This is a genomic window from Dyadobacter arcticus (assembly GCF_011762185.1).
GTDB lineage: Bacteria > Bacteroidota > Bacteroidia > Cytophagales > Spirosomataceae > Dyadobacter > Dyadobacter arcticus.
In genome coordinates this window covers 181,094-193,710 of sequence record NZ_JAASQJ010000006.1, presented here as the reverse complement: position 1 = coordinate 193,710, position 12,617 = coordinate 181,094, and the positions used below count along the sequence as shown (strand labels likewise).

The following is a 12,617-nucleotide window of genomic DNA, read 5'->3' as shown; positions in this document are numbered from 1 at the left end:
TTTATGTTCTTTAAACGAAAAAAGAAACAAAAAAGCCTGCCAGAGTTATGGCCCATTGTCGTTTTCAAATATCTTTTTTCATAATATCCTTTTAATCAGAATCCTTTGGTTGAATTCATCTATCAAACAGCAATATCCCTTTTCGCTTCCCTTCTAAAATTTGCAGCTCCGTTCAATTCCAAAGCGAAACTTAGTGTCGAGGGACGAAAAGGGCTTTTTCTGAAACTTGATACTACATTCCGCGAGTTACCCGTCACCCGCCCGGTAGCTTGGTTTCATGCTGCGTCTTTGGGTGAATTTGAACAGGGAAGGCCGGTTATGGAAGCCTATCGAAGCCTATATCCAGATCATTTTATCCTACTGACTTTTTTTTCCCCCTCAGGTTATGAAATCAGGAAGGATTATACGGGAGCGGACTATATCTGTTATCTGCCTTTTGATACTACATCCAATGCCAGAAGATTTGTTGCAATTGTCAAACCCAAAATAGCTTTTTTCATTAAGTACGAATTCTGGCACAACTATCTGCTTGAATTGAAAAAGAACAATTGCATTGTTCTATCATTCTCGTCAATATTCTGGGCAAAACAATCATTTTTTAAGTTTTATGGGGCGTTCTCTATCAAAATGCTTAAACGCTTCGATCATATCTTTGTTCAAAACCAGGAGTCAGTAGATTTGTTAAAAGCGGTCGGGATTACTTCCACGATTGCAGGTGACACGAGGTTTGACCGCGTCAAAAGTATCGCAATCCAAGCCCGGGATTTTCCTGAAATAGCACATTTTAAAGATGGGCAGTTTTGCCTCATCGCTGGTTCAGTGTGGGAGCAAGATATGCTGGTGCTGATTCCTGTTTTGAATCAATTGCAGGGAAAATGCAAAGCCATTATCGCGCCGCACGAGATCAAAAAAGATCAGATTGAAAGTTGGAGAAATGAGCTGAAGGGCAAAACACTTCTATATTCTGAAATGCAGGCAAACCAAGCAGCACGAGCCGATTATCTGGTCATTGATAACATTGGCATGCTATCATCCTTGTATCGTTACGGCGATGTGGCTTACATTGGAGGTTCTTTTGGCGCTGGCCTGCACAATATCCTGGAAGCTGCGACATTCGGCCTCCCTATTATTTTTGGAGATAAGGGTTATCACCGTTTCCAGGAAGCAGTTGATCTGTTAAGCATTAAAGGAGCTGTCGCGGTGCCCGATTCCACGGCTGCTTTTGAAATACTGAACCAATGGATAGAGCACCATCCCGCCAAAAATGAAGCTGGAAAAGTAAGCAGGGATTATGTCCTGTCCGGTACGGGCGCGACGGAGAAAATAATGGATAAGGTTAAAGAATTGATGTAGCGATTCAAGGGAATTCCTTCGCGATCAGATGTTCAAATAAGTGGGCCTGGGTACCCAGCAATCGTGCCTTTGAACCTAATTTGGAAATATGTATCGATAATGAATTTTTAAAATCTGAAAGACAATACTTATTAATCGCCTGCTCAATTGGATTGGAAATAAATGGTCCGGCTTCTGCCAGCAAACCGCCTACGATGATGACCTCCGGGTTAAACAAATGCACCGCGGTTGCCAATCCTTTACCAAGTTCCGTTCCCACCTTACTCAGCAAATCGATGGAAAATTCATCTCCCGCGTGAACAGCTTCAATGATATGCGAAGTTTCCAGCAAATCCAGGTTGTCGTTCACAATTTGGGTCAAGATGGTGGCCCTGCCGCTCCTGATGCCCTCTTTGGCTTGCCGAATTAATGCAATGGCCGAGGTGATGGTGTCGAGGCAACCTACTTTACCGCAGTGGCAGAGTAAGCCGTCTGGTTTCACCTGGATATGCCCTAATTCACCCGCAAAGCCGGAAGCGCCGTTGAAAACCTCACCATTAATAATAATCCCCAGACCAACTCCCCAGTCTATATTAATGGTAAGTACTTGCGACTTGTTAACAGCAAAACCGAAACGGTGTTCGCCAATAGTAGTTGCTTTGGTGTCATTAAAGAGACATATGGGCAGCTGAAAATACTTTTTGAGATAAGAAACCAGCGGTACACCCGACGGGGTGAGGTTCGGGTAGGTGAGATTGATGCCTTTGGAGGTATTGATAAGGCCCGGCATAGAGACACCGATACCCCATAATTTGCCAAGACTTATGTTATTTGACTTCAAAAAATCTTCCGTAGCCGCAAAAAGTGCGTCTAGGAAAGTGGAAGAATCGTCCAGTCGAATGTCGATTTTGAGCTTGACAATCAGCTGATTGTGGAGATCGAAAATCACCAGTTGCGTATCATGCCTGTTGATGTCCATGATTAACGTCAGGTACTTTTTCGCGTTCAAACCATAGAGAACGGGTGGCCTGCCCGCTCTTGCCGGACCGGTGCCCGTTTCCGTAATCCAGCCTTCGCGCATAAGATCATTCACAATGCCAGTAGCTGAGGGGATACTTGCGTGAAAGAGCCTTGCCATACGATTAATGGAAGTGTCTCCGGATTGATATAAGTGAAGCAACAAATGACTTCTGATGCGGTTCTTTCGGATATCAATGACCGAATTTGATTCTTCAGCGACTAAGTCCATTATTGGAGAGGGGGTATCTTGTGTGGTGGCGTTCTTAATATTCTTTGCAATCTCAGGTTACTAATGTATGGAAAAAGTGCTAAAAAGCCCAGTTATATTAAAAAATATTATTATTAATACCTCCCTTTAAGTCGATGAATGGAGTTACGATAATAGCGTTTGAAGGGAATTTGACAATACTATCCTTGGCGGATTAAGACAATTCGGGTTTATGAAGTAAAACCAGCAGTTTTGAAAAACTACTTGATAATATTGACGGCATTTTAACCTTAACTCATAAATTATTGACCACTTCTGTGAAACTCCCGTAAATTTTACTAATTGCATAAAAAAGTTATAGATGAGCTTGATTAGAGGATTGGTGCTGCGATCTACCGGTTCATGGTATGAGGTGAGGGATACCCGGGATGCTCATATCTGGCAATGCCGTTTGAAAGGTAAATTCAAGGCTTTGGGGTTGAAAGTGACAAACCCGATTGCAGTGGGAGATTATGTGAATTTTGAGATTGAGGATGATGTTCAAAATTTTGGGATCATCCACGAAATTCTTCCGCGTGAGAATTATGTCGTCCGGCAGTCGGTCCATAAGGCATCGCATGCCCATTTGATTGCGGCCAATGTGGACCAGGCAATCCTGATCGCTACCCTTGTTTTTCCAAGAACTTCCCTTGGCTTTATCGACCGGTTTTTAGTGGCTATTGAATCCTTTCGCATTCCTGGAATTCTGATATTTAATAAACAGGATCTTTTGAATGATGACATGAAAGACTTTCAGTCTGAGCTAATGGAATTATATGAAGGACTGGGTTACCAATGCATGGCTGTGACGGCGGTGCTGGATGAGGGATTAGAAGATTTCGCTGAATTGCTACGTGGGAAGGTTTCACTCCTTTCGGGACATTCGGGCGTAGGTAAGTCGACATTAGTCAATGCAATCGCGCCAAATCTGGACATCAAAACGCAGGAAGTTTCCACTTTCGCAAACAAAGGGGTGCATACCACCACATTTGCGGAAATGTTCGAATTGGAACCGGATACCTACATAATCGACTCACCTGGGATTAAAGAATTAGGTCTTGCCGATACGAAGCCGGAAGAAATCAGCCACTACTTCCCTGAAATGCGGGAATTGCTTAATCATTGCCGTTTCAATAATTGTCAGCATATCAACGAACCAGGCTGTGCGGTGAAGTCAGGGGTTGAGGAAGGTCAGATTGCATTGAGCCGGTATGAAAGTTATTTGAGTATGGTAGGAGGGCAGGACAATCGCAGGTAACCCAATTCCAAAGCACATGATGAATGTTGAACATATTGGCATTGCCGTAAAAGAGCTCGAAAATGCAGAAAAGCTGTTTTCTGCATTGTTTCAATCGGGTCCTTATAAACGGGAAATAGTGGAATCGGAAAAGGTATCTACGTCCTTTTTCCAAATCAATCAAACAAAGATAGAATTGCTGGAAGCCACATCATCAGATAGCGTGATTGCCAGCTTCATTGAAAAAAAAGGCGAGGGGTTTCATCACATTGCTTTTGAAGTTGAAGATATTGTTTTAGAAATGAGTCGCTTACAAGCAGAGGGTTTCACATTGTTAGGAGAATCTCCAAAAAAGGGCGCGGATAACAAACTCGTTTGCTTTCTGCATCCAAAAAATACAAATGGGATATTGATTGAGTTATGTCAGGAGATTAAATGACGCTAATATTTGACCGCCTGATAAATGATATCCTACTTTGGATAAACACAAGGCAGAATTTGTGCGGAGCATTTTAGATTAAGGCCAAACTAAAATGAATTCAGAATGTACAAACTAGTCTTACCTGCCTGCGTAATTTTTTGCTTCCTTTTATCGTGTCAATCCGATGATTGTTTCGGATAACCCGCAATCCAATGGAAGAAAGCAGAATGCTTTACCTGCGGCCGAGATCTCAGCATTATCTCGATCAAACATTTCAGACCCGAATTATATCGAACCAGACGATCCCGGAACCGGTGGTACGAGTGGTGGAGATGTGAATTTTGTCCTTCCTAGTTATCCTGCTATTGATAATGGCAACCCATACGTTTTAGCTGGACGAACCGGTGCACTATTTACGCCATCAGGCAGCTCTAATGGCGATTTGGTGGGTTTTGCGAAGGCAGACCCAACCGATAGTTGGCCGCTAGTGATCGTTCCGAGCGCTCTAGGGCTTTTGATGGGGTTTACTTTTATTCATAATGGGATTAAGTATCTTGTTCAGGGCTATACAGTATCTATATATAATGGTCAAATCCATTACTGGACAGATCCAAGGCCTGTAAAGCTTGTTTTGATGTCCGCTGCTTATGGTCAGGCAACACATTGGGTCCCAACATCCCATGATCAGGATGGATTTATAACCGAACTAGCACACTGGGAATGTAGCAGCTGTAATGTCGGCGGCGGAACAATGCAAGGACAAGTGAAAATTACACAATTGAGCATAAACGCACAAGGACTTCTCACATTAGCTGCCACAGTAACCATCCCTGGCAAAACTATGCAAGTTATCAATGTCAATTGGAGACGGTGGTGGTAATATTTAAGGTGAGTCAGTAAAAAATCTGAGCTACTATTGAGACCCAAAGTCACTAATAGTAGCTCAGATAATTACAAATGCGAGGAAAACTTAATAATCTTAAAACGGTAATCCGACCGCAATATTTAATATCAAATTCTCCTTTCTCCAAGCCTTGCTTCCAAAGTTAATTTCATTGAATACCCACGGATTTTTATTCTTGGTTGGATCATCGGGATTATCAGGATCTGCAAGCCCTTTGTACCAAGGTTTTCTAAATGGAGTTGCCAAATCTAGCCGGAAAATTAGGAACGAGAAATCCAGACGTAAACCAATACCACCTCCGACCGCCAATTGTCTAAGAAATCCTCTACTTATCAGTCCTCTTGAATCATACCCTGCACGCAAAGAATCGCCAAAAGCCCAAATATTTCCAGCATCCACAAAAGCAGCACCATTTATTATTTTTGTGAATTGGAAGCGAAGCTCGCTGTTGAATTCCATTCTTATATCGGCAAACTGTTGGTAGCCAAGTAAACTAATCCTTGCAGTATCAGGAGGGTAAGCGCCAGGACCGAGGGCGCGTGCTCTGAAAGCTCTGATACCAGTGCTTCCCCCTCCAAAATACTGTTTAAACAATGGCGTTTGCATAGTTTTAGAATTGCCATAAGGCCTGATTGCTCCTAATAGCAAACGGTTAGCCCACTTAATACCTGGTGTGATAGTCCTGTAGTACCTTATATCGCCATCTAGCTTAATGTATTGAAAAACAGGGACCCGCAAGAATTCTTTGGGTAATGTATCGTCAGGTGGAAGAGGTCTTTTGGCAAAAAGGCTGAGTAAGTTACCACCATAATCGATCCCTCCAGATAATGCAAACTGATTTCGGCTAAAAGGCCTTGGAATGGGGCGATAAGAAATTGTATAATTAGACCCGGCTAAAAAGTATTTTTGATCTACCGTTTTGTAAATTCGGTCAAGATCCAAAGGATTTACGTTGGGATCATCTGCAATGTCTGCCAGGAGCTCCAAATTGACTTTACGTGGTTCAACGAAGTTGATGGAGATGGGCGTTAGGGTATGCTCCACCTCTTGGTTTTTTCGCCAGTTGTAAGACCAGTCTCCTCGAATGGATCTCAAAGTGTAAAAGTTTCTTTGTATCCTGTTTTCAAAGACCAGCGATAGTATTGTCTTTGGCAATACCTGACTTTTTTCAGGACGAATCCTTAAAAATGGGATAACAAATCTAGGAAAGGAAAGATCAGCCCTTGCTCCGTAACGAATATATTCATTTCCCGTCCTGCGGGCGTTGGAAGTACCTCCTCCCAGCTGCACGTCAAACCCAAAATAAGGGCTGATTGACAACATCTCTGCTCCTTTGAAAGAATTCCTGTTCCTCCATGTAAGGTCTAATTGCGAACCGCCAAGGTTACTGGATTTGGTGCTAGCAGTAAGTTGGGTTTGAATAGATTTCTTCTTCAACGGCTCCAAATCATAATACACATCCAGCAAAGCGGAATCGGACCTGGGGACAATTTCGAAACGGTTTCTTACAAATTTGAAATTTTGAAGGTTGACAAGCCGCTGCAGTGAGATGTCGTGCGTCGTGTTCGTGTACATTGAACCCCGGCGGAAACCTATTGCATCGTAGAAGATGCGCCGTTTATATAATTTCCCCGGATCCTTGATATCCAGCCCGCGTCGCAAAGGCTGGCTGTAAGATGAGTCCGCAGATTTGTTTTCATCCGTTCCTGTATTAACATAGATACGATTGATAAAATACTGTTTCAGGTAGTTTTGTGCCGTTTCTTTTTTCACTTCCAGGAATAGGTTCACCTGCTGAGGCCCCAGCGTGGAATCCGCTCTCCCAATGGTAGAATCAACCTTAATGATCAGATAGTCCGGATTGAAATAGTAGTAACCTTTACCTTTTAATTCATTGTCAATACGGTTTCTCTCGGAAGAAATGACATCCAGCCGCATTGGATCCCCTTTTTTCAGATAAGTATCTTTCTTGGAAAGGACCAGGTCTCTGTTGAAAAGCGAACTGTCGGGTACTACATAAGTAATCTCATTGATCACATATCTAGGCATGACATAGGCATCAAATTCGGCTGTCGCAGTCCGCCGGCTTTCCTTTTTGCTCTGGATCAGTTTCCCCTTCACCGAAGACCGATAGTAACCTTCATTGTCCAGAAACGAAACCATATTGGATGCATTGATATCAACTACACGCTGTGATGCAAATCGCGGAGGCTCACCGAGTTTGTTCCGGAACCAGCTTTTCAATCCCCCTTCCCGTTTCGGTTCGCCGATCCAATAATAAAACCAAACTTTCCACGCAAACCCAAACAAAGTTTTGTTTGGCGGCGGCTTTATAATTCCTTCCAACTGATCAGCCACACCAGAAACATTCGGCTTAGAAATGCTGTCAGCCTGCACATTGACTTTGTTACCTACATACAAGCTTTGACCTGCAGGAATGTATTTATTGACGGAGCAGCCAGTCAACAATGCGCACGAAACCAGTAATACCAATAAACTATTCTTCATTTCGCTGCTTTTGAAAAATTTCGCGGAAAAGATCGTAATCCGCTGTAATGATAAAACTAACCCCGGTTTCAATGATAAAACCTTCCAATATGGATTGATATTGATTTTTGCGGTACCCACGGAAAAGATATCTGCCATCTTTTGTAATGGAATAATCGAGTGCAATGTTGTCGAACACTTCTGTGGAACTCGCGGAATTGCTCTGGCTTTCCAGTTCAAAGTTTTTACCCACTGATACCTTTAAACGGTTGTTCAAAAATGCCTTGCTTAATCCAAGGTTAAGGTCTGTCCTTGCACCGGTTGTTTGGTCCGCTGTGGAGTTAAGGCCTATGTTAAGATCAACACCCTTAATGAGGTCTGACGCCAGATTGTTAAGCTGGTCAGTCAATAATTGGCTCACGCTCTGACGCGCAACGGCTTCTGCACTGGAACCGAGATTAAACCCAGGAGATGACTGATTGGTAATAAATTTATTGGTGATCAAAAGCGCAAATGCCTGTTTGTTCATTTCAGACGGGTTGTTCTGCATATCTTCCCAGAACGTCTGGCTGGTAATATTGCTTCTCACCTGCTCGTCCATTTGCTCTTTCGGAAGAACAATGTTAAAAGTAATGTTAGGGGTCGTCAGATTCCCTGTGATCACAATCTGCACTTCAACAGGTATTTTACTCGCTCCCTGAAACTTGGAAGCAATAGAACCGGGATCAACCATCACCGGATAGGCGGCGGTAATGTTCAAATCCGCCTTCATCGGATCGCCCGTCCAGAGCAATGTACTTCCCTTTTGTATTTCAAATTGCCTTTTTAGGATCTGCAAAGTCAGGTCGTAGGAGCCTTCTGTAAGGTCATAGGAGCCTAGTAGGAACAGCTGTCCATTTGGCGCGATGCCCGTATTAAGCTGTGCATTGCCTTTAAGCCGAATATTATCGCCATTCAGTTCATCGATAACCACTTTGAATTCAGACTTATCATCAACCGCAATTTCCAGATCAATCTGTGACGCAAAATCTACTATAATATTGGCATTGGCAATGGAATCGACTTTTGCTAGCTGCGTTGAATCGCTCATATCCACAAATTCAATAATCCCTTTTGACGCATCACCAGCCTCGGTGGCATCATTGGGCATTACAAATGTGATGTTGCTGCCGGGATCCACTTTGATGTTTCCATCAATCACCGACTTGCTGCCCTGGCCCTTTACGTTAAGGTTGGCATCAATATTCGCGTTACCGAAAAATAGTTCGTTCTGTTTTTGGGTGGAATTGAGGACATTGAAATTCTTACCCGAGATCTTGAGGTTGTATCCAACATCAGGAATATTGGCAATGCTTACAGTCCCGTCGATCTTCATCTGCTGGTTTAGGGAATCGGCAATGATGAAGTCGTTGAAGTTGATCGTCTGGTTATTGAACTGGATCTTCTGATTTGCCAGTGAATACCGTGAGCCTAATTGAGTCGGCGTAAAAGCAAAATCGTTGAAATTGACAGCTCCATTCAATTTGGGACTGTCTGTCGAGCCGGTAATGGCAATGTCGCCCGTCATATTTCCCTGCGCCCGTTTGAGTTCGCCAAAGCTGAATGCTTCTATCGTCTGCGCGCTAAGTTTTTTGAGGTTCAGATTGAAATCCATTGGGCTGTCCGATTTCAGGTTGTAGCTACCCGTGACGCTCATATCATTCTCGCCATTCACCAACTTCATCGCTACCCGGATTAGATTTTCGGTTTCATTGGTTGAGTTAATGGACAAGTTCCCAACGGGAATTTTGGTTACAGCAAGACTGTCGATTGTCAATTCGCCCGTATAAATTGGAGCGGTCATGTAATTACTCAGCAAAACTTTTCCATTCAATATCCCACTTGCCATTGTCGAATCGCGGGTAGCGATTTCGATCAGCGGGCCGATTGAAATGTTGGCCATAGCAATATCCAACGGACTGTTCGGAGCTGTTGAAGTACTGTTGATTTTTAATGATTGGCCCTGGTTACTGATCACAAAATCTTTTACATATAAACTATCAGGTGCGTATTGGATGTATCCTGCCGTATCGGTCTCCCATTTACTATAATTCAGCAGTAAGTCATCACGGAGGTTGAGGCGGTACTGGTTATTTGCAATGGCGAGATCTCCTTTAACAATATGCCGCTCGGTTTGCACGGAATCTTTTACAACGAAATCGAATTTGACATCATTATTGACAATTTTACTTTGCAGTGATGCATTCTGAATCCTGAAACCACCCGTATTCACCAAACCAACCGCAGCGTTCAATGAAGCATTTTCTTCTACATTGCTAAAATTGACTGAGACGCGCTCTGTGCGGATACTGTCGTAATCCACCATTGGAATGCTCAATCTCGCAACAATGGAGGAATCTTTCTGGTTATCCAGCTGCGCGTGGAATTGGATTGCATTCATTTCTTTCAGCTGCGGCGCAAACATCTGGAAAAGCGGATGATTGGTTACCGTAGCGTCCAATGTGAAATTGACAGGCTTGGTCACTTCCTTGTAAGTAAGATTTGGCGCTTTGAAATGTTTGCCTACTTCGGTTAACAATGCGTCCGCGATTTCAGTGTACACATAATTGCCTTCCATTTTGGCTTTCAAAAAGGGCGAATCAATGGTCGCTTGCCTTTCTCCGCTTGAATCCGTCAGCGCCATACTGATACTGTCGAGTGCGATCGGCTTGCGGTGATGTGTCAGTATCAAATCGTTGATATTCACCGTTCCCAATGGATTTTCAGGATTGGTTGATGGCATATCCACCTTGATGTTTCCTTTCACCTGCATGGAGTCTGCGTACAAATTCAATGCGGTCAGGTCTACGTTATCAATTTTAACGTCGGCTTTTACAGAGGGAAATTCTTTGGAAAGATCGGCCTGTGCTGTGAGGTTTACATCAATATTGGGATCGGCCATGTCCGCCTTAATGTCGGCCATTCCGTGATCCACATTGCCCTGCAACGTCAGGTTTTTGTAGATATAACCCTTAATATCAGCACTTTGAACTGTTCCATCCAGACGGGCCACCATTGTTTTTGGTGCGTAACCTATACCTTCCAGGTCGGTGCGCAAAGTAAGTTTGCCCATTTCCTGAGGCGGTTGCTTCATCAGCTTACCCAGATCGAAGTCATTAAAAGCAAGTGTACCGTTATATTGTGCGCGAATGCTGTCCGTAATATTTTTGAGGCTTCCCGAAAAAGTACCTACCCCGAATGATGTATTGATTGTCGTAGATAGCGTCAGGTTTTCCATGGAACCTTTCACTTTTCCCGTAATCTTGATTTTTTCCGGAAGCTCAATCGAGGCAGGTACCGCGCTGTCGGGAAGCATTTTTAACAAGTCCTCTTTGGTCGAGGATATCTCGTTGATGTTCAGGTCCATTGCAAGCTTATCAGCATTCGGCAATCCCGATATGCGTCCATTTGCATTCAACACAGTACCGTCCAGCATGCTGAACTGCGCTTTCGAAATGAGCATATTGTCAACTGACCCTGATATCTGGCCTGAGCCTTTCACCGCACCATTTGGTTCTGAGTCGAACGGAGGAGTTTTAGCTAGATCTGGTACCAATAATAGAATATCGGCAAATGCAATTCGGCTATCGGTCAGGTTAAGTTTGATCCTAACTTTGGCAATATCCTTCGTGAGTTCATCCAGGTTTCTATATTTCAGGCTCAACTCGTCGCGCAATAGGGTATTGGGGGTTTTTACAAAAAGATTTCTGAGGTATGTTTCCCGTTCACCATACGCAAAGTTGGTGCGAAACTCCTGTAATTTGAACCCGCTTTTTTCATTGAATGATCCTGATTTCAGAGCTCCTGCAATCACTTCGGGCGAGAAAATGAATTGCTGTAAATCAATGTTCAGATCTTTAACATTTAAATGCGCGAAGTCCAATCCTTTTGGTTGCGCCGGCGTGTTGAAGTCGTCGTAACGGATATCGTTATTGACCAGCTTAATGTCGCCCACTTTCACATTCCAGCCCGGCGCATCAGGTTCCGTGGTACTTGTATCTTTTTTGGCTTCTGCCTTAGCTTTTTTAGCAAATTCCGCATAAAGCGACATATTCTCCAGCGCAATGTTCTTCACATCGACTTGCTGGCTTTCCAAGAATATCTTATTTACATGCCCAGCCAGCTTTCCAACTGTAACCCCATTTTTTAAGCCCGAAACTTCGTCATCGAACTGCCATTTGAATTGTTGCACATTAATATCACCCACTTTCAAATCCAGCGAATCAGCAGGATTGGGCGGGGGTGAACCGGCTGATGCTGTTTTAAGAGCAGGGTACATTTTTAACTTCACCTGGCTATTGAGCAGTGCTAAATCAGAAAGATGATATTGCGAAAGGGAGGGATTGAATTTATCAAACTTAACGGTCGCCGAATCAATGTTCGCATTGGCGTCCATACCGGTAACTGCATCGCGGTAGGAGAGTCTTACATTTTTCAGCGCGATTTGGTCGAGCCGCATTTCCAATGGAGCAGTACTGGTATCAGTTTCAACCGCAGCGGTATCAGAGCCAGCAAATGCATCGATTATAAACTGAAAATTGAAGACGGTATCAGGAAGTACCCTGTTGAGGTTGGCATTGACGCCTTCGAGTTCTATCTTATTAATGCCAATATTGCCTTTTATCAAGCTATACATATCCAGGTCGACGTACAACCGCTTCCCTGCTACAAGTGTATCTCCGTGGGTATCTTCAAAGTAAACACCTTCCAGCAAGATCCAATCCGGAATATCGAACCGGACTCTTTCAATGTTCACATTGGTTTTGAGTTTTTTGCGTAAAAAAGAGTTGGCCTGTGATGTTAAAAAATTTTGTCCAAACGGTGTTTGTAATCCCCAAATCAATACGCCGACCAGGATTAAAACGGTCAAAACTACAATTGCCAAGACTTTTAGTGCTTTCTTCATTCCCTATTATTAGTCCTGTTTGCG

At 43.4% G+C, this 12,617-nt stretch carries 7 protein-coding genes; 4 read left to right on the top strand and 3 right to left on the bottom strand.

Translation table 11 applies throughout. The annotated features are described in order from the left end of the window. Positions 1 to 105 precede the first annotated feature (105 nt). Positions 106 to 1,353 carry a 3-deoxy-D-manno-octulosonic acid transferase gene (locus FHS68_RS24495; RefSeq protein ID WP_167276318.1) on the top strand — a complete coding sequence of 416 codons (1,248 nt, stop codon included), beginning with the start codon at positions 106 to 108 and terminating at the stop codon, positions 1,351 to 1,353. Between the two features lie 4 nt (positions 1,354 to 1,357). Here the strand turns inward: FHS68_RS24495 and FHS68_RS24490 are convergent, their stop codons facing one another. Beyond that, a complete protein-coding gene (locus FHS68_RS24490) occupies positions 1,358 to 2,581 on the bottom strand; it encodes an ROK family transcriptional regulator (RefSeq protein ID WP_167276316.1) in 1,224 nt (407 codons plus the stop codon). A 340-nt stretch (positions 2,582 to 2,921) separates the two neighbouring features. On the opposite strand from FHS68_RS24490, the gene rsgA reads away from it, so the two are divergent. The 3 genes from rsgA to FHS68_RS24475 all read left to right on the top strand — a co-directional run bounded on the left by rsgA (position 2,922) and on the right by FHS68_RS24475 (position 5,137). Continuing rightward, positions 2,922 to 3,857 (top strand): ribosome small subunit-dependent GTPase A, encoded by a 936-nt coding sequence (gene rsgA, locus FHS68_RS24485; protein WP_167276313.1) that lies wholly within the window; start codon positions 2,922 to 2,924, stop codon positions 3,855 to 3,857. 16 nt (positions 3,858 to 3,873) lie between these two features. Beyond that, positions 3,874 to 4,275, top strand: coding sequence for a methylmalonyl-CoA epimerase (gene mce / locus FHS68_RS24480; RefSeq protein ID WP_167276299.1), 402 nt, complete (start codon positions 3,874 to 3,876; stop codon positions 4,273 to 4,275). A gap of 166 nt (positions 4,276 to 4,441) precedes the next feature. Next, positions 4,442 to 5,137: a hypothetical protein gene (locus FHS68_RS24475; RefSeq protein WP_167276297.1), complete on the top strand. Its 696-nt coding sequence runs from the start codon at positions 4,442 to 4,444 to the stop codon at positions 5,135 to 5,137. 99 nt (positions 5,138 to 5,236) lie between these two features. Here the strand turns inward: FHS68_RS24475 and tamL are convergent, their stop codons facing one another. Continuing rightward, positions 5,237 to 7,669, bottom strand: coding sequence for a translocation and assembly module lipoprotein TamL (tamL, locus tag FHS68_RS24470; protein WP_167276294.1), 2,433 nt, complete (start codon positions 7,667 to 7,669; stop codon positions 5,237 to 5,239). Continuing rightward, positions 7,659 to 12,593: a translocation/assembly module TamB domain-containing protein gene (locus tag FHS68_RS24465; RefSeq protein ID WP_167276280.1), complete on the bottom strand. Its 4,935-nt coding sequence runs from the start codon at positions 12,591 to 12,593 to the stop codon at positions 7,659 to 7,661. The genes tamL and FHS68_RS24465 overlap by 11 nt, the downstream gene beginning before the upstream one ends. Positions 12,594 to 12,617: the final 24 nt, after the last annotated feature.